Annotated in this window: 24 protein-coding genes; 10 read left to right on the top strand and 14 right to left on the bottom strand. The window is 57.5% G+C overall.

Features of this window, described 5'->3' with window-relative positions:
- Positions 1–50: 50 nt before the first annotated feature.
- The 4 genes from AC57B1_RS15155 to AC57B1_RS15140 form a co-directional block, all read right to left on the bottom strand.
- Positions 51–614 (bottom strand): hypothetical protein, encoded by a 564-nt coding sequence (locus tag AC57B1_RS15155; RefSeq protein ID WP_496417893.1) that lies wholly within the window; start codon positions 612–614, stop codon positions 51–53.
- Between the two features lie 293 nt (positions 615–907).
- Positions 908–1,447: an H-NS family nucleoid-associated regulatory protein gene (locus AC57B1_RS15150; protein ID WP_496417892.1), complete on the bottom strand. Its 540-nt coding sequence runs from the start codon at positions 1,445–1,447 to the stop codon at positions 908–910.
- Between the two features lie 185 nt (positions 1,448–1,632).
- Positions 1,633–2,343, bottom strand: coding sequence for a hypothetical protein (locus AC57B1_RS15145; RefSeq protein WP_496417891.1), 711 nt, complete (start codon positions 2,341–2,343; stop codon positions 1,633–1,635).
- 149 nt (positions 2,344–2,492) lie between these two features.
- Positions 2,493–3,128, bottom strand: a complete 636-nt coding sequence (locus AC57B1_RS15140; protein WP_496417890.1) for a hypothetical protein — start codon at positions 3,126–3,128, stop codon at positions 2,493–2,495.
- A gap of 200 nt (positions 3,129–3,328) precedes the next feature.
- Here AC57B1_RS15140 and AC57B1_RS15135 point away from each other — a divergent pair, with 200 nt between their 5' ends.
- Positions 3,329–3,886, top strand: coding sequence for a hypothetical protein (locus tag AC57B1_RS15135; protein ID WP_496417889.1), 558 nt, complete (start codon positions 3,329–3,331; stop codon positions 3,884–3,886).
- Positions 3,887–3,945: 59 nt separating this feature from the next.
- Here the strand turns inward: AC57B1_RS15135 and AC57B1_RS15130 are convergent, their stop codons facing one another.
- The 3 genes from AC57B1_RS15130 to AC57B1_RS15120 all read right to left on the bottom strand — a co-directional run bounded on the left by AC57B1_RS15130 (position 3,946) and on the right by AC57B1_RS15120 (position 5,803).
- Positions 3,946–4,218, bottom strand: a complete 273-nt coding sequence (locus AC57B1_RS15130; protein ID WP_496417888.1) for a hypothetical protein — start codon at positions 4,216–4,218, stop codon at positions 3,946–3,948.
- Positions 4,219–4,441: 223 nt separating this feature from the next.
- Complete coding sequence (locus AC57B1_RS15125) at positions 4,442–5,404, bottom strand: SOS response-associated peptidase family protein (protein WP_496417887.1); 963 nt, start codon at positions 5,402–5,404, stop codon at positions 4,442–4,444.
- 39 nt (positions 5,405–5,443) lie between these two features.
- Positions 5,444–5,803, bottom strand: coding sequence for a hypothetical protein (locus AC57B1_RS15120; protein WP_496417886.1), 360 nt, complete (start codon positions 5,801–5,803; stop codon positions 5,444–5,446).
- Positions 5,804–6,078: 275 nt separating this feature from the next.
- On the opposite strand from AC57B1_RS15120, the gene AC57B1_RS15115 reads away from it, so the two are divergent.
- From AC57B1_RS15115 to AC57B1_RS15105, 3 genes are read left to right on the top strand one after another with little or no spacing between them, the layout of a single operon-like run.
- Positions 6,079–7,674 (top strand): recombinase family protein, encoded by a 1,596-nt coding sequence (locus tag AC57B1_RS15115; RefSeq protein WP_496417885.1) that lies wholly within the window; start codon positions 6,079–6,081, stop codon positions 7,672–7,674.
- Complete coding sequence (locus AC57B1_RS15110) at positions 7,646–8,545, top strand: plasmid partitioning protein RepB C-terminal domain-containing protein (protein ID WP_496417884.1); 900 nt, start codon at positions 7,646–7,648, stop codon at positions 8,543–8,545. The genes AC57B1_RS15115 and AC57B1_RS15110 overlap by 29 nt, the downstream gene beginning before the upstream one ends.
- Positions 8,542–9,474 carry a plasmid partitioning protein RepB C-terminal domain-containing protein gene (locus tag AC57B1_RS15105; RefSeq protein ID WP_496417883.1) on the top strand — a complete coding sequence of 311 codons (933 nt, stop codon included), beginning with the start codon at positions 8,542–8,544 and terminating at the stop codon, positions 9,472–9,474. Before AC57B1_RS15110 ends, AC57B1_RS15105 begins: the two co-directional genes overlap by 4 nt.
- An 83-nt stretch (positions 9,475–9,557) precedes the next feature.
- Here AC57B1_RS15105 and AC57B1_RS15100 read toward each other — a convergent pair whose 3' ends face one another.
- From AC57B1_RS15100 to imuA, 3 genes are read right to left on the bottom strand one after another with little or no spacing between them, the layout of a single operon-like run.
- Positions 9,558–12,707 carry an error-prone DNA polymerase gene (locus tag AC57B1_RS15100; RefSeq protein WP_496417882.1) on the bottom strand — a complete coding sequence of 1,050 codons (3,150 nt, stop codon included), beginning with the start codon at positions 12,705–12,707 and terminating at the stop codon, positions 9,558–9,560.
- Positions 12,708–12,713: 6 nt separating this feature from the next.
- Positions 12,714–14,183: a Y-family DNA polymerase gene (locus tag AC57B1_RS15095; RefSeq protein WP_496417881.1), complete on the bottom strand. Its 1,470-nt coding sequence runs from the start codon at positions 14,181–14,183 to the stop codon at positions 12,714–12,716.
- A complete protein-coding gene (imuA, locus tag AC57B1_RS15090) occupies positions 14,113–14,820 on the bottom strand; it encodes a translesion DNA synthesis-associated protein ImuA (protein WP_496417880.1) in 708 nt (235 codons plus the stop codon). The genes AC57B1_RS15095 and imuA overlap by 71 nt, the downstream gene beginning before the upstream one ends.
- A gap of 148 nt (positions 14,821–14,968) precedes the next feature.
- Here imuA and AC57B1_RS15085 point away from each other — a divergent pair, with 148 nt between their 5' ends.
- The 3 genes from AC57B1_RS15085 (at position 14,969) to AC57B1_RS15075 (ending at position 16,279) form a co-directional block, all read left to right on the top strand.
- Positions 14,969–15,178, top strand: a complete 210-nt coding sequence (locus tag AC57B1_RS15085; RefSeq protein WP_408284315.1) for a hypothetical protein — start codon at positions 14,969–14,971, stop codon at positions 15,176–15,178.
- Between the two features lie 72 nt (positions 15,179–15,250).
- On the top strand, positions 15,251–15,469 hold the full coding sequence (locus AC57B1_RS15080; RefSeq protein WP_095417050.1) for a hypothetical protein: 219 nt from the start codon (positions 15,251–15,253) through the stop codon (positions 15,467–15,469).
- A gap of 141 nt (positions 15,470–15,610) precedes the next feature.
- Positions 15,611–16,279 (top strand): hypothetical protein, encoded by a 669-nt coding sequence (locus AC57B1_RS15075; protein WP_496417879.1) that lies wholly within the window; start codon positions 15,611–15,613, stop codon positions 16,277–16,279.
- An 836-nt stretch (positions 16,280–17,115) separates the two neighbouring features.
- Here AC57B1_RS15075 and arsN2 read toward each other — a convergent pair.
- From arsN2 to AC57B1_RS15060, 3 genes are read right to left on the bottom strand one after another with little or no spacing between them, the layout of a single operon-like run.
- The gene (gene arsN2 / locus AC57B1_RS15070) at positions 17,116–17,550 is read right to left on the bottom strand and encodes an arsenic resistance N-acetyltransferase ArsN2 (RefSeq protein ID WP_496417878.1); all 435 of its coding nucleotides are present in this window, start codon (positions 17,548–17,550) and stop codon (positions 17,116–17,118) included.
- 34 nt (positions 17,551–17,584) lie between these two features.
- Positions 17,585–18,847 (bottom strand): MFS transporter, encoded by a 1,263-nt coding sequence (locus AC57B1_RS15065; RefSeq protein ID WP_496417877.1) that lies wholly within the window; start codon positions 18,845–18,847, stop codon positions 17,585–17,587.
- A gap of 26 nt (positions 18,848–18,873) precedes the next feature.
- The gene (locus AC57B1_RS15060; protein ID WP_496417876.1) at positions 18,874–19,551 is read right to left on the bottom strand and encodes a hypothetical protein; all 678 of its coding nucleotides are present in this window, start codon (positions 19,549–19,551) and stop codon (positions 18,874–18,876) included.
- Positions 19,552–19,793: 242 nt separating this feature from the next.
- On the opposite strand from AC57B1_RS15060, the gene arsH reads away from it, so the two are divergent.
- The 3 genes from arsH to AC57B1_RS15045 are packed head-to-tail and all read left to right on the top strand — an operon-like array spanning position 19,794 to position 21,305.
- On the top strand, positions 19,794–20,483 hold the full coding sequence (arsH, locus tag AC57B1_RS15055; protein ID WP_496417922.1) for an arsenical resistance protein ArsH: 690 nt from the start codon (positions 19,794–19,796) through the stop codon (positions 20,481–20,483).
- Positions 20,484–20,492: 9 nt separating this feature from the next.
- Positions 20,493–20,831: an ArsR/SmtB family transcription factor gene (locus AC57B1_RS15050; protein ID WP_408197528.1), complete on the top strand. Its 339-nt coding sequence runs from the start codon at positions 20,493–20,495 to the stop codon at positions 20,829–20,831.
- The gene (locus AC57B1_RS15045; RefSeq protein ID WP_496417875.1) at positions 20,832–21,305 is read left to right on the top strand and encodes an ArsI/CadI family heavy metal resistance metalloenzyme; all 474 of its coding nucleotides are present in this window, start codon (positions 20,832–20,834) and stop codon (positions 21,303–21,305) included.
- A 115-nt stretch (positions 21,306–21,420) separates the two neighbouring features.
- Here AC57B1_RS15045 and AC57B1_RS15040 read toward each other — a convergent pair whose 3' ends face one another.
- Complete coding sequence (locus AC57B1_RS15040; RefSeq protein ID WP_408492128.1) at positions 21,421–21,762, bottom strand: ArsR/SmtB family transcription factor; 342 nt, start codon at positions 21,760–21,762, stop codon at positions 21,421–21,423.
- Positions 21,763–22,111: the final 349 nt, after the last annotated feature.

Genomic DNA, 22,111 nt, shown 5'->3' with positions numbered 1-22,111 from the left:
CCGCTAGGTGACGGGCCTTCAGATTTTCTCGCCGCTGAATCGAAATGTATTCACGGGAAGTTGACAGGGGGAATCGCTGCGAGTTCTTCTAAGCGTATGCGGCAGTTTTGCGCTATCTCGAGTGCGACTTCGTGAGCTAAATCGAGGGGCGAGCTTTGCGTTTGGGTAGCGACCAAGTCTCGTTCAGGCACAGAAAGATTGAAGCGTTTCAAGCTCGGATGTCTTACGGCTTCTTGGAACCATTCTACAGAGTAGGCCGGGCCACACAATTTGTCTTCATCCTTCATCGTCGCGAACTCGTCGGCCAGGGCCCGGCAAAATTCCTCATAGAAACGTAACGTGGCCGTTTCGACATCATCGTGAGGGGCGAGTATCTCTACTTTCCTGTTTTGGCCCGTTCTGCGTATGTTGACTGCAACGAAAAAACGACCATCGACGTACAACGCTACAGCCGGTTGACCATCATGAACGATTGCGTGACGGAGTTGACGAAACATTTCGCCGTCGGGAATTGCGCCTAGAAAAGTATCAAACTTGAATCCTGGTATGACTTTCTGCAGCAAATCCCTCAGGGTCTGTAGAGGCGCCAGCGCAGCTGAGAAACTGTACTTCACCGGGGAACCGAACTCCGTGTGTGTAACATTCGCTGACCTTGCTTTAACTGCATCGTGGAAGGCTGCGATGGAGCGACGAGACCACGTGGTCAGGTCATGCAGTCGGTACCTCACTTCTTGTAGAGTATTGAGAGTGTGATGTTGGAACGCGAGGTGGTCAGCTTCGTAGAAGAATTCTGGCATTGGAAGGACTAGCATTTGACATGGGAAGGCCGATTAGCCCGGGTTTAGAGTGACTTGGGTGGCCGAACGTCGCTCAGGATAGCCGATGGCCGCGCCCGCCCGGTCAACGCTCAAGCAATCAGAAACTTCTTCCGGTCCTTAGCGTCAGCCATCCACGCCGGCGCGCGACCGCGTCCACTCCAGGTCGCGCCAGACTTCGGGTCACGATACAAGGCCGGCTGCGGGCCTTTCGGTTGTCCCTTCCCAGTACGCGTACCAACCGTCTTTGATGCTTTCTTGGCCGCAACTTTCACTTTGCCAGCAGACGTGGACTTGACTGTTGCTGCGCCGCCTTCATCAAGGAACCTGTCGCGATTCTTTGCGCTGGCAATCCACTGAGGTGCACGTCCACGGCCGGACCATGTCACGCCGCTCTTTGGGTCGCGATATTTGACAGCAACGACGCTCGTCTTCGACGTCGCAGCAGTTCCAGTCTTTCCGAGGCGGCGTTTGCCACGCGCATGAGCTTCGATGTCTGCAGTGGTCAAGCCGTGTTCGGCCATCAACGTATGAATTTTTTCAATGACGCTGGACGCTTGCTTCGTTGCAAGCGCTTCAGCCTGCTGCTCCAACTTCTTGATTTTTGCCTGCAATGATTCGAGTGTTGCCATTTTTATCGCTCCCCTGAATTGTTCGCAATATGCCATGCCTACGTGCGGTAGTCACTCATTGATGGGAGTGTTGTTGTTCTGATAAGCGCTGGCTTATGACTCGCCGGAGTGTGCCGGGGAATAACAGATAGCTGCGGAACGATTGCACTGTGTTTCGCATCCGTTGAATATGGGGGGGGGCGTCGTTAGTCGCGACAGACGCGTACAAGTATCTTGCGCGTGAGCAACCGACCTTTTGCACTTTTAGCAATCCGTCCGCCACGCAACATGTCATAGCGCTCTTCATGCAGCGACAGGCTACCTTCAGCGACCGCATTGACCTCGCGCGTATCCTGGACGTCAATGCTGATATTCGCGCCGTAGAGGGACGCGCCGCGCTCCAGATAAAGAAGAAGGTGGCGACACGTCGACTCCGCGACCAAGAGCGGTGAATCGAAATGCAAAGTCTCAATCCGCGTAAGTTTTGATATGCGGATGAGGCGTTCGGTCTGCCGTTTGAGCGACACGAAATCGCGCGGCGTAAGGTAGGTGGCTGGAAGATGCACACGGAGTTGACAGCCGTAGACGGACGAAACCAAATACGAGGCGTTTGGCTCAAGGCGCAGCCATACCCCCATCGCCACGAGGAAAGCAAAAACCGTCGTCACGGCCGCAAGTCCGCTATATGGGTCCACCCAGAAGGCGGCCGCGAGCAAGCTCGCGGCCGCTACCATCACCACCAATGAATTGCAGCGAGTGATGCAAATAAATAATGCGAGCTGGACACGGGAAGACAGCATGCGATTCACGGGGGTGCTAAGCACTTCGTTACCAGTCGTCAGGACCTGGGACACCGCGCGACCAACAGCGAATCGAATTGCGTTGAATCTTAAGTGTATCGCGCGAGCGTCCATCATCAACCACCTCCAGGTCTGCCCGCCGACCGCATAATGTTTGCAACGGCTAACCCTTGCGAATATTCAATTTGATTGAACAGTGAGCTATTCATGCACTGGAACGGGAGACACGGTCATCCCTTACGCAGGTGCGAGACGCAAGCCGGTTATCAACCGCCCTTGCTTTTGAACAGACGCTCGTGCATCCAGCCGTCATTGGTTGCAACTAGCACTGCCTTGTCACCAGGTGCGCCGCTCAAGTCATGCTGGACTGAAGGATATGCGGCCTGAATTGCCGGCTGTTTCGCCCAAGACGGCGCGTCATCAACCTCATAGAGGAAGTTGACCTGTGAAATCTTGGTACCAAACATATCTGCCGGTTGCGTGAAGTTTTCCACTTCCTTCACCTTGTACTTGCCGCCGCAGAACGCGTCCCAGTTGCCCAGGTTGCCCGCCGCGCCTTTAACGAGATACTTCTTGCCGTCATCCGTGAGCGAGTATTCGACACCAGCAACCATCTGGTTGCCGAAGGCCGCTTTCACCTCCGTGTCTTTCGCTGAAAGCAAACCAGCACTCACCAAGGCGGCGGCTTTCTCTGGTTCGTTAATAAAATTCATGCCACCGGTTTTTTGAAGCGTGAAGGGCACATCCTTGGCGGGCAGCATCACGCATACGCCCTTCTTGGTATCGAGGTAGTCCTGGATAGCAGATTGGAAGTTGTTTTTGTTCGCATCCTGCTTGCTGCCACAACCGGACAACAGGAAGAGACTCGAAGTGACAGCTGCAATAATACTCGTCCTTAACATTCACGCACCCCTATGCATCATAGATATCTTATTGTCGTGGCCCAACAAGGCGACGCGCCGATTATCCCTGCCTTGCGCTTCTACTCCAAGTAAATAATGCGCCTTTGGCTTTCACACCTTTAAAGTGCGAAATAAACCTAAAGACTTTTAGTGCAGGAGCCGATAACCAAAGGTCGAAATTTGTACTAAAGGACTGAAGCGTGAAGTTGCAATTTGCTCTGGCGGCCGTAGCGGTCGCAATCGCGGGCTGTGCCGAGACAGGCGCAGCGCTGCAAACTTTGAACAGCGGACTAAGCCAAGTCAATCAGGCGATGGCTCCGAACGGTAACGGTACGCCCGCGATGTTTGGCCCGTCGCTGTCTGTCGAGCAGCAAGGACAAATGCGCGACGCAATCAACGCATCGGTGTCGTCGAGGGATGCCGGGCTCCGCGGAATGGTCGGGTCCGCGCAACCAGTGCTGGTCGCCGTGATGTCAAAATCGGCCTGCTATCACGAAGGGAACACCTCTCGGGTTCTCAGCATGTACACATCAGCACAGCTCGGAAATGGATATATTGCGGCACCGTTCAGTTACATGAGGTACGCTCCGAAGAACCGTTGCCTGAGCGTCTTGCGGACGGATTCATGGACGCAGAAGTCGCTAAACGCTTTCACCTTCAGGGCTGTCTACTACAGCCCGGAGAGTGGTGAGAGTCAAGGTCAAACATACGAGTTCATCAAGTCAGATGGCACGTGGCTTTTGAATGCCGTACTTTGAGAAACTGGCCTGCTAGTGGATTGCCTCCGGGTCCACCAGCGAGTTGAAGAAACCGGCGTTTAGTCACCGAACGGGTTGCCGGCTTCTTTCACCTCAGTACTGAGGTTATATTCAGCACGTACGGCCTTCAGGACGTCCTCGATGTCGCGGTCGAAGCCGACGGCGTTGCCGAAGTGGGTCATCTTCCAATTACATCCTGTCCTGTCAGGCTCTTGCAACTGCGGCCGCGGCACACGAATCTTCACGCCATCCTCGACGATTGCCTGCAATCGATGGAGTCGCCGGTCGACCTCCTGCTGAAGTCGCGAGGCATTGAGCGTCTTGCGTATCATCGAAACCTCCTTCCCGTTGCGTACGCCAGTCTAGCGCAACACCGTGTTCCGCGACCTGACTCTGAATTGCAATAAATCCGAATGAGCCGTCGCTTCAGTTCGTTGGGGTGCGACAATAAGTCAGTACGGGACAAACACAAAGACACTGCGGCCAATGCCACGGCTACCGATGTGCGCACTGTCGCACCGTCCCCGCCACCATCGATGTTCGCCCGACTAGTCACTATGCCGCAAGTCGATGCTCGTAGTACGGTCGGTCCCTGTCATCAAGAATCGCATACATTGCATCCAGTTTCTTGGGGTCTGGATTGAGCCATGCATCAATGTTTTCCGGCTTGATGGGAATGATGCATCGGTCGTGGCCTGCCGCCGCGACTTCCTCCGGCGGCTCGTCCGTGATGGCTGCAAATGACAGCAAGTCCGGCTGGCCGGGAGCCGACCAGCGTGACCATAGACAAGCGACATGCATCAATTGCCCGTTACTGGGACGAAACTCCAGAACGATGTTTTCATCTTTCTCATGCGTTTCTCGCAAAGTACCCTCGAATTTCGCTTTGCTCACATTTTCGTAAAACACATCGACGAGCATCACGCCGTGCGTGTACCCGAACAGCGGTTTCCAGAAGCCCGTCAGGCTATCTCTTCTGGCGTTGTAAGTTCCAGGATATTTTGCGTCGAAAAAAGCCGGTTTTCCTGCAATGCGGCACTGATAACGCATGGGCTTCACAACGCGCTGACCGTCTTCGATAACCATCACGGGCGCGTAGTACCCGGGGAAAATCCGCGAGTCACGCGGCAGAGGCTCGGTGCGCTGGATGTCGTCAAGCTTGCCCCGGGTCCATGCAATCTTGTCGGTGGCGATACGCTGACTCTCTGCCGCGGCTTTGGTCACCTTCGTCTGCAGAGTTCGCTCAGCGTCTGCCAGGCGCTTGCGCTGCTTGAACAGGTCCTGTTCAAGTTTGGTTGTCTGGTCGGCGTTGAACCGGTCGATAAGGACCTTGATTTCGCGTTCGGCCTCAGTTTGCGGAGACCTGAAAGCGTCTTCCATCGCCTTAAGTACCTTGGCTCTGCTAACACCTTCAGCACGCTCGAAGAACAGGCGAGTGAATTCTGCTATATCCATCAACGCGCCGAAGGTGCGCACAAACCTTTGATAATCCGCCTTGATTTGAGCCGAATAACACACCTTGACCTCCAGTTGATGAGCGAGGCAACTTACCTGTGATTAACGCCAGCTTTTTCCAGCGAGGCTGCTCAGACATTCCTGATAAGTCTTCCGCACAAGCGCGGACCTGAAGTCCAGCCTGAGATTGTCGCAAAACATGCCGGTAACATGGCCTGCCTCCATCGCGCCCATCTGTGCGACAAGGTCCTGCGCCAGGCGATGGGCCTTGCCGGCGAGCCGAACCCTTTCAAGCACATGTGCTCCAGCGCCGTTCGACGACATCCACAAGCTCGTCGACTCCACGAGATTGGTCGCTGGGAGCCACTCGCCGGTCAACTCGAGCGCGAGCAGGTTCGACGCCACAAGATACGTCAACAGTTCAGCACGTGCCTGCAGGTCCAGGTTAAACGGATTGCTCATCGCGCAGCAGTAAATGCAATGACATGGTCCGAACCATTGTAAATCCTATCTGGGAACTCGGGTCCGCAGGCCGGTTATCAGGATGCCCGTTCGCAAGTTGCAGACTACCGCATCTTTCTTAACCAGATTTGTTCGAGCAAGGTGCGTCATCCGTGCCCCGCCACATAAGGGTCTGCTGGACAGAACCCGAGATGCGGGAGTGTCTGACGAACAATTTGGCTTGACTTCGCAAATCGCGCCTCTATCAATAAGGTTTGCTGTGAGGGTTACGCGCGATGACAACCGTCGAAAGCGCTTCAGCCATCTGCTCGATGCCAACCCGCGCGCACGCCGCGGCACAATACATACGCATGTCAACCGACCAGCAGCAATTCTCCCCAGATGCGCAAAAGCAGGCGATTTCCGAGTATGCGAAAGTGCACGGCATCGAAGTCGTGCGTACCTACGAGGATGCAGGGCTGAGCGGCCTCACGCTCCGTGAACGACCAGCATTAGTGCGCCTGCTCATTGACGTGCGCAATCCGGACCGTGATTTCGACACTGTGCTTGTGCTCGACATATCTCGATGGGGGCGATTTCAGGATTCAGACGAGGCTGCTTACCATGAGCACGAGTGCAGACGCGCGGGTGTTTGTGTTGTCTATTGCTCTGAGCCATTTGAAAACGACGGCACTCCCTTCGCGAGCGTATACAAGTCCATCAAGCGGGCGATGGCTGGCGAATATAGCCGCGAGTTGTCGGGGAAAGTTTTTCTTGGTCACTGCCGGTTGGTACGGCTGGGATTCTGGCAAGGCGCGAGCCCAGGCTATGGGTTGCGCCGGCAACTTGTCGACGCCAACGGAACAGTCAAAGGCCCGCTCGCCCGGTTTGAACACAAGGCCATTCATACTGACCGTGTCGTCCTCGTGCCGGGGCCAGCAAACGAAGTCGCATTGATACGCAAGATATTTGACTGGTACGTCAACGAAAAAATAAGCACCACGCGCATCGCCGACCGACTCAACGTTATGGGACTGTATAACCCATATGACAGGCCGTGGAGCAAGCCAACTATCCGCGCCATCCTGATGGGCGAGAAATACATTGGAAACAACCTGTACAACCGCCATTCGGTGCGCCTCCATACACCTCAGGTCCGCAATCCCCCTTCAGAGTGGGTGAGGTCTGTTGCAGCCTTCGGGGAAATCGTCGACCCAGCCATATTCGAGGCAGCGCAGTTTCGTTTGACGCGGTATTCGCGCGGTGTCGTCAAGGAAGAGATACAGGCGGAACTGGAGCACCTGTTCAGGCGCTCCGGGCATCTAACCATGCGAACAATGGCGAGACAGCTTCATGTGCATGGCAAGAGCGAGTATCGCAAGCACTTCGGCTCGATGGCTGGCACATACCGAAGCATCGGCTTCACGCCCACATACAACTACGACTACATCGACACGCGTCGGCAGGCTAGCGCAATTTTTCACGAATTTGTTGTCAACCTCAGCTCGACATTGACGCGGGAAGGCCATCAGTTATCGCTTGAACACGGCGAGACCCTGATGCTGGTGAATGATGAGCTGAAAATCAAGCTGAATGCGCGCTTGTGTGCGCACGAGGGGGCCCAGGAACAGACATGGGGACTTCGTTGGCCTGATACCTACGACATCGACTTGATGGTTCTTATGCTCTTTACCCGGATGCCGGTGCGCATTAGCGGTTTCTACGTGCTTCCTCTGGGCACGGTCCCGGCCGGAAAGATGACAAACATCTGTGCGCAGAATGTTCCTGCGCTCAGTTCATTCTACTTCGCCAATCTGGAAATACTCTCTCACCTGACTCAGCGAAGAGCACTGGAGATAAACGGTGGAAGACTACCTACAGCAAGGGAATGAGGAGATTACCGAAGTCCTGCTCGATGACATCCGCGTGCTGAACCCGCGGTCACGAGGGCGCTCGCAGCATCAGGCAATCGTCGCAAACATCGCGGCCGTTGGACTCAAGCGACCCATAACGGTTAGCCGAAGGATGGGTACTGACATCAGTCCCCGCTACGACCTTGTTTGCGGACAGGGTCGCATCGAGGCAGTACGACTTCTGGGTCACAAATTCATACCGGCACGCATTATCGAACAGGATGAGCGCTCATGTCTCGAAATGAGCCTCGTCGAAAATGTTGCCCGACGAAACCACGACCCGATGGAACTGCTGCGCGACGTGAAATCGCTCATCGATAGTGGATATTCGACCGAAGAGATGGCCGAGAAGGTCGGGCTCACGCATGGTTATCTGCACAGCCTGATTCTGCTGCTTGAGCAAGGCGAAGAACGACTTCTGCACGCTGTTGAATGCGGCGCAGTGCCCATCGGCCTCGCCGTAAGCATAGCGCGCTCAGATGAAGCGGAAGTCCAAAGCGCGCTTGCGGATGCATATGCCGACGGCACGCTCAAGGGGCGGCAGCTTTCTCAGGTCCGTCGTCTGATACAGCAGCGACAGAAGCACCATACGGTCCAGAAGTCCGGGAAACGTGGCGAACCGGATGTACCGATGTCCACGGAGCAACTGCGGAAAATTTACATCAAGGATAGCGAGGCACATCAACTCCTCGAAAAGAAGGCAGACCTTGTCCACACACGGTTAATCATTATCCAGAACGCGCTGAGGACGCTGTTTCAGGATGATACGTTCATGGCGCTGCTTGGACGGGAAGGTTTGACGAGTGTGCCGAAGGTGCTGGACCAGCAGATTCGCGCGGAGCATCCATGATGACGAACCTCATTCAAACCAGCCCCCCAACCACAGTGCGTGCGGCGTTCAAGCCCGCGCTAATTACGCTCGCCCTGGAGCGACTCCGACCGCACCGCCCGCTTCCCGTTTCGACCTTGACGGGCAAAAAGTATCTTCAGGTTCTTGCCTCCATCGCGACCGTCGGTCTGGTCGAGCCACTCGTTGTGATTGATGACGTATCGAGGCCGGAATGCTTCGTGGTCCTGGACGGCAGACTTAGACTTGAAGCCTTGAGACGGTTGGGCAAGGTTGACGCACTGTGTCTCATATCCACCGACGACGAGACGTACACCTATAACAGACAGGTGAACCACCTCTCTCCCGCGCAGGACGCCCGAATGATTGCAGAAGCAATCCGGAAAGGTGTATCACCGACCCGAATAGCGACAGTTCTCGGAGTGGTGCCACGGACTGTGCAAAGTAAGGCTGTCCTTCTTGAAGGAATCTGCAAGGAAGCGGCGGAGTTGCTCGCGGACAAGATGTGTCCCGCGTCGGTTTACGTCACGCTGAAATGGTTGAAGCCGATAAGGCAGATAGAGGCGGCGGAGCTGATGTGCAGCCAGGGGAATTTCACGTCAGCGTTTGCCAAGGCAATCCGGTCGACAACGCCAGTGGAGCAGCTGACCATTCGCGAACCGCTCAAGCGCCGCACAAACAGGGAGATTACGCTGCAGGTTGCGAAGCTGGAGCGAGAGATAGCGACCATGCAGGCGACTCACTCGGCGGTCGAGGAGACGTACAGCGTAGAGCACCTCGAACTGGCCGTGTCTGCGGCCTATATCGTCAAACTGATGGGCAACGATGCCGTATCTGACTGGTTGCGCAGTCACTACGCTGAGTACTGGTCACAGCTGACAGCTGTGGCCGACGAAGCGAGAGGCGCCCAGAAAGCTAAAGCGTTCGCGTGAAGTGATGTTTATCTTTGGCATTTTCAATTGCCCGGGACGCCCTCCATGTGCGTGCGCCGGGCATTGGGATTGTCTTCCACCCTTCAGCAGAAGTTTCGGCTCGCAGTAATCAAACCGCCGAGCAGATGCGACATGTCGACAAGCCGTTGCGCAACGAGGTGGCGGACTTCACCCTGACATTGCCAGGTTCCGTACACGGCGAGCAGCGAAGCACTCAAGGCTTCCTTGCGTTGCTTTTCGAACAGGGACGGCCAAATGATTACATTCACGTTGCCCGTCTCGTCTTCCAGCGTCACGAAAAGCACACCCTTGGCTGTGCCTGGCCGCTGACGCACGGTTACGAGCCCACAGCCCCGCGCAAGTCGTCCATCGCGATAAGTGCGCAACGTCGACGCCGGCATCAGCCGATTTGCAAGCAACTGCGGGCGTAGCAATTCAAGCGGATGTCGACCGAGCGTGAGTCCGATGGACCGGTAGTCGGACACGATGTCGTGAGCTTCTGTCGGTGCCCCAAGCTCGGGCGTCTCGTCCTCAACCGCCGCAACAGCGAGCATGTCCCTGTCGGGCACAGCGGCAACAGACTGCCATAGCGCCTCCCGACGATTGCCGGCAAGCGAAGCCAGAGCGTTGGCGTCCGCAAGGACGTGAAGGTCTTTGCGGTCAAGCTGCGCTCGGCGAGCGAGGTCCTTCACGCTCTCGAAGCTTCGAACGGCTCGGGCATTCTCGATACGCTCGGCAGCGCCGTCCTTCATGCCGCGCACCAACGATAGTCCGAGACGCACGGCTGGACGGTCATTGTTGGCGAGGCGTACGAGCACCGAGCCCCAACCGCTGACAGTCACATCGACAGGAAGCACTTTAACGCCATGGCGCTGGGCGTCCTGGACGAGCTGTGATGGAGAGTAAAACCCCATGGGTTGCGAGTTGAGCATGGCCGCAAGAAATGCCTCTGGCTCGTGGCACTTCAGCCAGCTGCTTGCATATACCAGCAACGCGAAGCTTGCCGCATGACTCTCCGGAAAACCATACTCACCGAAACCCTTAATCTGCTCAAAAATTGATTCGGCAAAGACGAGGTCATAGCCGCGTTCCTGCATACCGATAACGATGCGGTTGTAATATTTCTCTAAGCCACCTTTACGCTTCCAGGCGGCCATGGCTCGCCGTAACCCGTCGGCCTCGCCAGGCGTAAAACCGGCCGCAAGGATGGCAACCTGCATCACTTGTTCCTGAAAAATCGGCACGCCAAGTGTGCGGCCTAACGCGGTTTTGAGTGCATCACTCGGGTATGTGACTGGCTCGAATCCCTGCCGGCGCTGCAGATAGGGATGCACAGCGCCGCCCTGAATCGGACCGGGCCGGACAATGGCGACTTCGATGACGAGGTCGTAAAACGTACGAGGTTGCATCCGCGGCAACATCGACATCTGGGCACGCGATTCAATCTGAAAAACGCCGACAGTATCCGCAGCAGAAATCATCTCGTACGTTTTCGTGTCCTCAGCCGGAATGTCCTGCATTTCAAAGCGCTCGCCGCGCTGCTCCGACACGATGTCCAGCGCTCGCCGGATAGCCGAAAGCATGCCGAGAGCGAGCACGTCGATTTTGAGAAGGCCGAGCGCCTCGAGGTCGTCCTTGTCCCATTCAATAACGGACCGGTCTCGCATCGCAGCGTTTTCGACTGGTACGAGTCGCGTGAGCTTGCCGCGACTTATAACAAAGCCGCCCGAGTGCTGCGACAGGTGACGCGGAAAGCCAAGAAGCTGGGATGCGAGTCGCGCCCACGCCTGGATAAGCGGCTTCTCCGGGTCCAGTCCAGACTCGGCGAAGCGTTTGAGCAGGTCCTGACTGCTATCGAACCAATGATGCGATTTGGCGACCAGGTCGACTACCTGCGGGTCGACTCCGAGCGCCTTGCCGGTTTCACGTAGCGCTCCGCGAGGACGGTATGTTGTGACTGCCGCAGCGATAGCAGCGCGGTCACGACCATACTTGCGATAGATGTACTGGATAACCTCTTCGCGACGCTGGTGTTCGAAGTCGACGTCGATGTCTGGAGGTTCACCGCGCTCCTTGCTGATGAACCGTTCGAACAGCATGTTGCCGCGCGCGGGGTCGACCTCGGTAATGCCGAGGCAGTAACACACTGCCGAATTGGCGGCCGAGCCGCGACCTTGACACAGGATGTGCTGACTGCGCGCAAAGCGGACTATGTCGTAGACAGTCAGAAAGTACGGTTCGTATTCGAGGTCGGCTATGAGTTCAAGCTCGTGCTCAATCTGCCCCTGTACGTCGTGCGGGATGCCGGATGGAAAGCGCCACTGCGCGCCGACGTATGTTTCCTGCCGAAGATAGGCTTTCGGGGTGATGCCCGCGGGCACCAGTTCGTCCGGATATTCATACCGCAGCTCGTCAAGCGAGAACGTGCAACGGTTCGCGATGTCGACGGTCGCAGCAAGTGCTTCGACCGGGTAAAGGTTCGCGAGGCGGAGTCGCGAACGCAGATGCTGCTCGGCGTTTGGCGCGAGGTCGTAACCGCATTCGTGCACTGGCCTGCCGACCCGGATGGCGGTCATCGTGTCCTGCAATGGCTTGCGCGAGCGCACATGCATGACGACATGCCCCAGCGCCGCCACGGGTACATCCAGGTTGCGCGCGATGAGTTCGACCGAGCCACGGTGAATGTCATCCATGGCGCGCTGGTGAAGCACCAACCCTACCCAGGCGCGGCCAGTAAAGGTATCGTCCAGCCACTCGACCTGTGCACCAAGGACATCCTCGTTGGCCGGGAAATCCGGCACAAGGATGGCGAGACAGTCCGGCATCCCGCGAAGGTGTCGATACTCTTTCTCTGGACGCGAGAGGTCCTGTGGCGTCAGGCGATATTCGCCTTTGGTTGCCCGGGTACGTGCAAGCGTAATCAGTTCGGACAGGTTGCCGTACCCCTCGCGGTTCCTGGCGAGCAGGATGAGTCCAAACGCGGGCGAACCGTCAGCATTGACGAGGCGGAAGAACGAGCCGACGATAAACGGCAGCTTCGCTTCTTTCGCGGCGACGTGCGCACGCACAACACCCGCCAGCGAACATTCGTCGGTCACAGCAAGCGCCGAATAACCAAGCTGTGCCGCGCGCTCAGACAGCTCCTCGGCATGCGAAGCGCCATGCAGGAAGCTGAAATTCGAGAGACAGAAAAGCTCGGCATAAGCCGGCAGCACGTTGAACGTTGTGTCCATGGCGCGTCATCCAAACAGGCCATGAAGGAACCACCGCTGCTCTTCCTCCGCGTCGCGGCTGCTGACTCGCTCGCGATATATCCAGTAGCAGCTCTGGTCTTCCCCCTGCGCCACGAAATAGTCACGCGTCACCAGCTCACCATCAAACCAGCCAGCTTCGATACGTTCACCGGGCGACACCATCCGCAGCGGAGACCCATAGAAGGGACGATGCTGACGCATAAGCAGCCGCACCGGACTGTCCAGCATCCAGGTGGGTCTTGGCAGACCGAGCGGAAGTGATTCCTGCTTTGACTTGAGCGTCACCGGCACCCAGCGGTTGGCGACCTCCGGGCGATGGTCGGCAGTCGGTGCGGGGCGAAGAACGTTATCCTCTCCGAGTCGCGCAACTAGCAGCTCAAGAAGACGTGCGTGGTCTTCCTTTGAACCTCCCGGTTCCGGGAATAGCGTGTCAGATGCCGGTGCTGCGGACTCGACTTTGGAAGCATCGAGTCGCAGCGCGATGACCGGCGCAACCAGCTCAATCCGGTGCAGCCGCTCCTTCAGTAGCCTGGCGAGATGCTCCTCCTTCCATGTCGGCTCGCCCAATGCGATGTCGATGGCCGTCGGCTCCATAGCGTCGCGACCACGTTCATGTTCGAGCAGCAGCCTTATAGCCGTGACCGCCAGCTGCTTGGCGCAAAGCCAGCCGCACAGTTGCACGATGAGTCGATGGGCACCGAAGACTGCGCCGTCCGCATCCTCAAGCCGGTCCGGCATTTCGATACGTGCGGAGAAAGTCGGCGGCAGTTCTAGCCAATCAAAGAGTTCGGGCGCGGTGCCAAATGCGCGGTCGAGCGTATCGAGCAGATGTTCACCACATCGACGCTGCAGGCCGGCGCGTGGCAAACGCCTGATGTCAGCAATGGTCTCGCAGCCAAGTCCGGAAAACCATTCTCCGAACGGCCGAACTTCAGGAACGGCCATCATTGGCAGAGCGGCGAGCCGTTGCTCGAGCGATGCGAGCTTGAGCACGCGGCGGTTCCCAAACTTTGCGAGTAGCCATCCTCCCTGACCGGTGGGTGCAGCACTGATGCGTGCAGTAAGCCCAAGCGTCCCGAGAACAGCCTTCGCTTCCCGACACAATGCGAGCAACCCGCCAAAGAGACGCAGACTCGCACCCACCTCCACCACGACGGTCGCTTCGTCAAGCAAGGCGACTTCAGGCGAGAAGCGCATCAGGGCAACACCCACCTCGCGCTGTGCCGCCGCTTCCCTGGCGGCATCGCGTTCATGCATCTCCGTTTCCGGCGACAGTGTCAGCACTCCGCCGCGCTTCATCCCGAGGCGCACGCCAGCTGCACGAGCTGTGCTGTCTGTAATGACCACTTTGTCTCTCTCCAGTACAGCACTTCCGTGCGCCGGCTCAGATGACCACTTCGGTCGGAACACCTCGAGCGGCAACTTCGGCAAGTGGACGGCGAGAAAGACGCGCATGTCGGGAAAGCAATACAGGAGTGGACTGAAGGGGAATTGACAGAGGCTCTGCGCGCGCGGGCCCTCGTCGTTTGACAATGTCAACGGTTAGACCGTCGACTGATGGTCTCAAAGCAAGCCGCAACAGGGCGGGTGACGAATCCTGCGCCGCTGCCAGAGGCCGGACCATCACGAAGAGTGTTTCGGATGACTGTGCCGCCAGATGCAGGCGCCGCAGCGATGAGGCCTGCGCGTATTGCGCCCAAAAGATGAGCGCACCGCAACTGCCTGCCCGCAGAATCTGCTCCGCCGACCAGAGCGCATCGGCGGTCTTCTGCGCTTTCACCCGCAACACCTGGTCAATAGGAAGTCCGATGTAGCTGAGTCCAAGTCCGTCCGGGGTGTGCGGCGGCTGCACAAACGCCACAGGGCGGTTGCCCGAACCACTGAGTGCCGGGCGCAACAGTCGCAATTCACCGACCCCGGCCTGCTGCACCATCAGGTCGATGAGCGCACCGACTGGCCAGCCCCCGCCCGGGAGCTCGGCCGACAGCGCGGGATAGCCGGTCTCAACGACCCGCCCACGGCCACGCGCGAGCTGGGACGCACGCCACAAGGACGGGTGTATCTCTTCGGCCGTGACGGTAGCGGTGGACATATGGCAACAAAAAACCTGTATATTTATACAGTATCGTACACGCAAATTCGTAGGCGTGAACTGTCACTTTTATTTGAGGAACGACGGCCGTGCGTCATCCATCGCTCGGCCTCATTTCCTGCTTCCATTGCTCAGAGGAGGTTCCACCATGAGAGCAGATGAATGGGTTCGGGAGGCCGAACGCGAATCGAAACTTGTGGATGCCTTGTACAAGGCACGTAGTCTGATTTCGATGCACAACGGCATGACCGTGCGATGCGACGGCGAGGAATGGCCGCTCGATTTCGGCCAGGAGCTGAAGATGATTGACGCCACATTGAAGATGGCCGGAGTCGAGACTCAACGCCTCAAGCAGTAGCTGCTTGCCGAATCGCGAGAACTCGGGCAATCACTGGAAAGAATCGGTTCAGAGGTCCTTCGAGGTCAGCAGATGCAAACTGAGAAATACCGTGGATACACGCTGTGGGGTCATGCCATCTTGCAGCAGGAAGGCATCCCACAGCCGGCGAAATTCGCAGGAAGCGGCACGGTCACGCGCGACACCAAGGTCGTCGAGGTATCCGGGGTACTCGACGCTTTTGATAGTGACGAAGAAGCAGAGTTGGTAGGCCTTTCGTGGTGTCGGGCGTGGGTAGATAGTCACGGCTAGCGCGGAGGTCGCGGCAACCGCGCTTCGGTTTGCGTAGAACTCGCCTTGCACAATTAGGGTCATCAATCTATAACGGACTCGGGTACCGCCGTCCGTTTCGCATTTTTCGCGTGGTGCTCGTCCCGTGAATCGGAGGTGCCCATGTACTGTGCTCGGAAAACGGTTGCCACGCTCGTCGCCGTGTCGGCATCGTCGTTCATATCAGCAACTCATGCCGAGTCCAGTCTCAGCTACTTAGGAGACGCGACAAATGCCATCTACTCCTTGACCGGCAATTCCAGCCCAGAGGAAGTTGCGAAAGCTTATTCGCAAGGATGCACCGCACTAAAACGCTTGAGCGACGACCAATCTTTCAAAAAGGCGCTCCACAAGAAAGCCGGAAAATCCGGAGGCACTGCACAGCGCGAAGCTCTCCAAGCAGCGCGTACTTTCGCCGGAAGTTTTGTCGACTCGGAGTCAGGCGCGTTGAAACAAATTGGCGTGAGCGACGATGCTGCCAAACAGGTCCTCCATAGAGCATACGACTTCCGGAAGGACATAACTGACAAGCCAGACCCCAATCTCATTGAACGAGACATCACCGATACACGGGATGTTGTTTGCAAGGCGAGCGCGCAGGCGTCGGCCTCTTTGCAGGATGCGAAGAACCGAAATCGATGGGAACTGATTGCCTTGGGATTCGGTGGCGTAGCGCTTATAGCGGCTGATGCCGGGTCCGAGATTCCATCGGGCGGCTTAGCCACCGCTTCATTCGGACTTGGCGTGGGAATGGTTGGAACGTTTCTAAGCAAAACCACGAAGGAGTGGTGAGACCGACGCAACGTTGAGCGTCAATAAGTGCCGGTGCAGACATTGCACGAGAATCGAGCAACTGAGCTGAAGCACAAGCAAAAAACGGAACCGGTGTTATACAACGGATACGAAGTGTGGGGCATGCTATCCCGCAGAATGGAGGCTACGCCGCTAGCGGCACCATAACGTCTGGCCGGAAATTCATTGAAGGTTCAGGCGTGCTTGCGACATGCGGACCCGAGGGAGAGGCGCGCGCCATCGGTATAGCGTGGGCTCGCGCATGGGTTGACACTCACGGGTAGGTCAGACCCGTGAGCTAAAAAGACTTCCATCCACTTATGGCTTTGTGTCTTAAAGGACTCTTCATGTCGATGAAGAAGTAAAAAGACATCTAGCGAATGATGTTTTAACTTTTACCGGGGGCTCATTTTAGGTCCCCGGCACTGCTCCAGCGCCGCACTATCGCGCTCCTCAATAGTGCGGCCGGGCGCCGGTCAGCATGTCCCAGTATTCCTGACGCGGCAACCCGACCGCCTGAGGAAGCCTCATTTCGGGCCATCCTTCGTAGAGAGTGCGCATTCAGTTGTCAGCCGGCCTCGGTAGCCTGCTGTAATACACGATGGAACCTCCCCAAAGCTCGCACGAGATTAAGCTGCCGGGGATGGGGGACCATTCTGAGTATTTGTACGTCGCCGAGGTGCCTCGCGGGCGCAGTGCTTTTTAGAATGGCAAGCATCGCGGGCGTAACCCAAGTCGCGCGGGCACCGGGATTTACCTAGAGAGCGGTGGGCGCTGTTCGCGGCCGCTTAACTAGGCGGGAAGTCAAACGCTCCTCGCTTCCGTAAGGATAAGCGTCAAAGTGCCTTCTTGAAGCAGACAGCGCTCGCCGGGCACAACTGTGAAAATTGCGTACTCCCCTGCAACTCTGCAGGCGCGGTGCCTCGGTCGACACGTGCATAGCCGACCCTCGGAAAGAAGTCTGCAGCAGTCGTGGTGAGCAACCAAAGCTCGCCAACGCCTGAAGCTCGCGCGAGGTCTTCGGCGTGAGCCACCAAGTCGCCACCCAAACGACAATTGCGAGCAAGCTTCGCTACCGCCAGCGACCGCAGCAACGCATCGGTTCCAAACCGCTCCAGGCCAACGCTGCCGACAACTGAACCAGCGGCATTTTCTGCGACAGCAAAACTGCGCAACAGGTCGGGAGTTACATCGGAAGCCGGCAACCCGTTTTCCGCGAGCAATACTTTGATGGCATCAAGGTCTTCGTTTCGTGCAGCACGTATCATCATAGTCGAGTTATCCTGGGTGATTTTGGAAGCGAAGTCAGGCGGCTCCAGTTGTCATGTGACGGCTGACCCGAACAGCCACACAGAACGCAATTGCAGACAGTATCGAGACGAGAAAGACCGTCCATTCAACAGTCACATAGCCATGCGTGAAGCTCCAGATGCTGGCAGCGGCAATCGGCGCGATTCCCTTCGCGACGTTCGACGGAAAGGAAAGCATACCGCTGACCGCGCCATACCCCTCCGTCCACATCAGGTCCTGGACGATGGTGCCGCGGAGGATGGTCATCATGCCATTCGCGGCGCCGTAGCAAAGCGCAAACAACCACAGCAGCGCGGCGGACTGGCCCGCGCCTATCAGGACAAGGGTCGACAGGGGAAAGAGCGTTACGACGATGATGCCGACCGTACTCACGTGAACGGTTCGACCGAAAGTGAACCACACCGCTCGCGAGGCGACCTGAGCTGGGCCAATGAGCGCCATGGTTGTAACCAGGACAGCGTTCGACACGCCGCGCTCAACCATGAGCGGCACAAGATGGAAAGTGAGTGCCGCGAACGTCGCATAGTAGGCCGTAAAGCAGATGGCGAGCGCCCAGAAAATTGGCGAATGAACAGCACGACGTGTAGCCGCATCGTTCGCCCTTTTTACATCGCCACTCGCCGGCCGTGCTTCAGCGGCAATCCTCGACGAACGGATTGCCGCCATGTGAACAGGAAGGCAGATGAGAATGTTCAGTGCAGCGAGAACAACAAGTGACGTGCGCCATCCGACCGCGCCAATGAGGAACTGGGTCAACGGAATAAAAACCGTGCTGGCGAATCCGGCGACCAAAGTGATGAGCGTGATTTTGGTACGGAAGCTTCGCGGATAGCGGTGGGTCACTACCGCAAATACCGGGTCATAAAATGTGGCCGCCATGGAAACGCCAAGGCCAATCCACACGACGAACAACATCGTCAACGATTGAGCCTCGGCCCAGAGCAGCAGCATCGCCGCGGCGATGACCGAGCCGAGGGCCATGACCCGGCGCCCCAGTCCATGGTCAATCCAGCGCCCAATGGGATAGGCCGCGAATCCTGAAACCAGCAACCCCACGGAAAGCGCGCCGTTCATCGCCGTCCGGCTCCAGCCCATGGCTTGCTCCATAGGCACAACCAGCAGCGAAAAGGAGTAGTAGACAGAGCCCCAGGATACGAGTTGAGCCACCGCCAGTGCCCAGGTCACAAGCCTGTCGCGACTGTCCGTCTGCGCGGTCTCGTAGCGTGCGCTCTCGTCCTGATTCGACGTCGTGCTCAATTGTTTCCTCTCGTTGGGTCAGTCGGTTAAACGTCGGCAGCGCCGATGCGAAAGGAGTCGCAGCAAAAGAACCTTTGCGAAGCAAGTCTGTCGGCGATGGTGCGGCCGACCCGCTCTGGCGGTGGGCAGGCGTTGCGCGGTCCAACTATCCGCTGGTCTGTCTGTACCTTGCCAAGAAAACCGATTCCTTCGCGTTCGCAATACCCTCGTGTGCGTAGCGCGACGAGCGCTTCTCTCGGGTGTGCGGACACGCCGACGACGCCGCTCCTTTTTTCGTGGGTCGTCAACGCGACGAAAAGCTTCAACCCTTCGTCGGCGACCCTATTGCGTGTCCGCAGCAACGGAGTCATCCAGTCACATCGCGGCCAGAAACGACTCAAGGACTTCGCATCCAGGACAACGACAGCAGCCGACGACCCGCCAGTCCCGAGAAATCGCGCCCGCTCGAGCGTCTCGTCGAGCGCGCCCGTCAGCGCAATCGCTGACGTCGCGTAACCGGTCTGCAACTCGAACGCTCTTGCGACGTCTGTCGAAAGCGACGCACGCCAGGACCGTGTCGTGGCCGAGCCGTCGGAACGCCGTATCGCGTCGCTGGCCGCTGGTCGCTCTGCCTTCAGCAGGACCAACGCCTGCATCGAGCCGCAGTGCCACCCATCCGCTGCCGACAAGGAAGGTCCAGTCGACAAGAGGTCTTCGCGGTCCATGACAGCTCCCTAAAGTTTCACATTTCCAGAATAGCGGAAATGTCCTAGAATGCAAAGCACGAAACGATGACGCTTGCTCCTCAGCTGGCAGCAATGCTGGGTTGAGGCGGCGAACATCGGGTGCAGTCAGAAACGTCAAATAGCAAGGTAATGAGATGACCGTTGATGCAATCAAGGGCGACCACAGCTTTCCGGCCGCCAGGACAGAATTTTTCGACACGGATATTGCCGCACGCCTCGGCATGGACGGGCAGCCCCCGGTGAGAATTCTGCTGCTATACGGCTCGCTGCGTGAACGGTCGTATTCGCGGCTGCTAGTCGAAGAAGCCGCGCGCCTGCTGGAGACGTTCGGCGCTCAAACGCGGATTTTCGACCCGCGCGGTCTGCCGCATGCCGACGATACGGACGTGAAAAACCATCCGAAAGTGAAGGAGTTGCTCGAGCTTTCGCTGTGGTCAGAGGGTCACGTGTGGTGCAGCCCGGAGCGCCACGGCACCATCACCGGTCTGATAAAGACTCAGATTGACCACCTCCCTCTTGTGAGCGGCGGCATCCGCCCGACGCAAGGACGTACGCTTGCCGTCATGCAGGTCAGTGGCGGTTCGCAGTCGTTCAACTCTGTCAATCAACTGCGGCAGCTCGGACGATGGATGCGTATGTTCACCATCCCCAACCAGTCGTCGGTTGCCAAGGCGTTCGAAGAGTTCGAAGAAAACGGGCGGATGAAGCCGTCCTCGTACTACGACCGCCTGGTCGACGTTATGGAGGAACTGGTCAAGTTCACTCTTCTGCTCCGCGGCCGCGCCGACTATCTCGTAGACCGATACAGCGAACGCGTGAAGGAAGACCGTCCGCTCGACCCAGCGACCGACCTGGCCTCCCAGGCAATCGCTGACCATTCGCGAAAAGAAGTGCAGACGAGCAACCAATAAAGGTACGTCATGGCAACCCTCGATTCGAAACTCGCAGTCAAGGCGCTGGCAGCGCTCGCACATGAGACCCGCCTCGCAGTCTTCCGCCTTCTGGTCACGGCGGGACGCACGGGTATGAGTCCGGGTGCCATTGCCGAAAAGCTGGGGCTTCCCGCGCCGACGCTGTCATTCCACCTGAAGGAGCTCGCCCACGCGGAGCTCATTGAAGGCAAGAGTCAGGGCCGGTTCATCATCTACTGCGCCAGCTATGACCACATGCAGACGCTCATGGATTTCCTGATGGAAAACTGCTGCGCGGCGGAGCAAGCAGAGCAATGCGGCTGCGCGACCAACGAAACGGAGGCGTAAATGAAGCGATTTCACGTGCACGTTATTGTCCCGAAGCTCGACGAAAGTGTGCGTTTCTATAGCAGCATGTTCGGCGCGGAACCTTCGGTGCTCAAGGACGATTACGCGAAGTGGATGCTCGAGGACCCGCGCATGAACTTTGCCATTTCTGCGCGTGGTGGCGAAACGGGTGTCAATCATCTGGGTTTTCAGGTCGACAGTGACGAAGAGCTGGCTGCTCTTCGCGAGCAGGTCGTCGCCGGCAGCGTCGCGGTACAGGACCAGCCCGGTGCGCATTGCTGTTACGCCAACTCGAACAAGTATTGGACGCAGGACCCAGCGGGCGTACCGTGGGAGACGTACCACACGATTAGCGGCATCCCCATGTTCGGGGCGGACAGCAGGCAGTCGGCCACTGCCGAAGCGGGCGGGGCCTGCTGTGCCCCGGTTACCTCAATCCCAGCTGTCATTGAGAAAAAAGTCGGCTGCTGCTGATTCGCTGCGACAAAAGCAAACGGCCGCCCAAGGGTACGAAGCGGCCGTTGTAGTTGGATACTTATGTGAATGATGCAAGTGTGCTCCTGCGCGACTTACCGCACTAAGCGCCTGTTCATGCGGTCACGGGCTTGCACTTCACTTTCCTGGTGGGCTTGCATGCAGCCGAGTCCACTCCCTGGCAGCAGTTCTCGGTCAGAAAGCCAACCAGGTCGTTCATGTGCTCGATTTCGGGCCCGTAGTATACGAAGCGCCCTTCCTGCCGAGACGTTACCAGGCCAGCATGCGTCAGCTCCTTGAGATGGAAGGACAGCGTCGCGCTAGCCAGGTCAAGATGCTCCTGGATGACTCCGACGTTGAGACCCTCCGGCCCGGCTGTGACGAGCAGGCGAAAAATAGCCAGGCGCGTCGGCTGTGCGAGCGCGGCCAAAGCTTTGATGGCGTCTTTTTCCTTCATAAGGCTCTGTCTTCAAGGTTATCTGCCGATTCTAACGCGGCGCCGCCGGCGCGGGGCGGAACAGTCGAACCCGGACTTCACCGCTGCCAGCGCCGAACGACCGAGCGCGCCCGCGCTTGCTGCGTCAAAACGTTTCCATTATATTGGAGATATGGAGAAATTTGAAACCCGCCTAGACCAAACGTCGCCAGGAGAAGTCTGTGACAGAACACCGAAAATATAATGTCTTATTGTTTTGATGTAGGGTTTACCCTATATCAACCCGAATCACGCCATTTCGCCAAAAGCCCCGCCCATCAAGACTTCATCGTTTTCGGTGAATTTTCCCGTATCATCCTGAATCATGCGA

It is taken from the genome of Paraburkholderia sp. BGA-UO-ETr-F21 (assembly GCF_059567925.1).
This window is presented reverse-complemented; position numbering and strand designations above follow the sequence as displayed.

What these genes read in the sequence shown, in the direction of transcription:
- AC57B1_RS15150 (WP_496417892.1), bottom strand. Translation starts at nt 1,447, where the DNA reads ATGGCAACACTCGAATCATTGCAGGCAAAAATCAAGAAGTTGGAGCAG.
- AC57B1_RS15145 (WP_496417891.1), bottom strand. Translation starts at nt 2,343, where the DNA reads ATGATGGACGCTCGCGCGATACACTTAAGATTCAACGCAATTCGATTC.
- AC57B1_RS15140 (WP_496417890.1), bottom strand. Translation starts at nt 3,128, where the DNA reads ATGTTAAGGACGAGTATTATTGCAGCTGTCACTTCGAGTCTCTTCCTG.
- AC57B1_RS15130 (WP_496417888.1), bottom strand. Translation starts at nt 4,218, where the DNA reads ATGATACGCAAGACGCTCAATGCCTCGCGACTTCAGCAGGAGGTCGAC.
- AC57B1_RS15120 (WP_496417886.1), bottom strand. Translation starts at nt 5,803, where the DNA reads ATGAGCAATCCGTTTAACCTGGACCTGCAGGCACGTGCTGAACTGTTG.
- AC57B1_RS15115 (WP_496417885.1), top strand. Translation starts at nt 6,079, where the DNA reads ATGACAACCGTCGAAAGCGCTTCAGCCATCTGCTCGATGCCAACCCGC.
- AC57B1_RS15105 (WP_496417883.1), top strand. Translation starts at nt 8,542, where the DNA reads ATGATGACGAACCTCATTCAAACCAGCCCCCCAACCACAGTGCGTGCG.
- AC57B1_RS15100 (WP_496417882.1), bottom strand. Translation starts at nt 12,707, where the DNA reads ATGGACACAACGTTCAACGTGCTGCCGGCTTATGCCGAGCTTTTCTGT.
- AC57B1_RS15095 (WP_496417881.1), bottom strand. Translation starts at nt 14,183, where the DNA reads ATGCGCGTCTTTCTCGCCGTCCACTTGCCGAAGTTGCCGCTCGAGGTG.
- imuA (WP_496417880.1), bottom strand. Translation starts at nt 14,820, where the DNA reads ATGTCCACCGCTACCGTCACGGCCGAAGAGATACACCCGTCCTTGTGG.
- AC57B1_RS15085 (WP_408284315.1), top strand. Translation starts at nt 14,969, where the DNA reads ATGAGAGCAGATGAATGGGTTCGGGAGGCCGAACGCGAATCGAAACTT.
- AC57B1_RS15080 (WP_095417050.1), top strand. Translation starts at nt 15,251, where the DNA reads ATGCAAACTGAGAAATACCGTGGATACACGCTGTGGGGTCATGCCATC.
- AC57B1_RS15075 (WP_496417879.1), top strand. Translation starts at nt 15,611, where the DNA reads ATGTACTGTGCTCGGAAAACGGTTGCCACGCTCGTCGCCGTGTCGGCA.
- arsN2 (WP_496417878.1), bottom strand. Translation starts at nt 17,550, where the DNA reads ATGATGATACGTGCTGCACGAAACGAAGACCTTGATGCCATCAAAGTA.
- AC57B1_RS15060 (WP_496417876.1), bottom strand. Translation starts at nt 19,551, where the DNA reads ATGGACCGCGAAGACCTCTTGTCGACTGGACCTTCCTTGTCGGCAGCG.
- arsH (WP_496417922.1), top strand. Translation starts at nt 19,794, where the DNA reads ATGGACGGGCAGCCCCCGGTGAGAATTCTGCTGCTATACGGCTCGCTG.
- AC57B1_RS15050 (WP_408197528.1), top strand. Translation starts at nt 20,493, where the DNA reads ATGGCAACCCTCGATTCGAAACTCGCAGTCAAGGCGCTGGCAGCGCTC.
- AC57B1_RS15045 (WP_496417875.1), top strand. Translation starts at nt 20,832, where the DNA reads ATGAAGCGATTTCACGTGCACGTTATTGTCCCGAAGCTCGACGAAAGT.
- AC57B1_RS15040 (WP_408492128.1), bottom strand. Translation starts at nt 21,762, where the DNA reads ATGAAGGAAAAAGACGCCATCAAAGCTTTGGCCGCGCTCGCACAGCCG.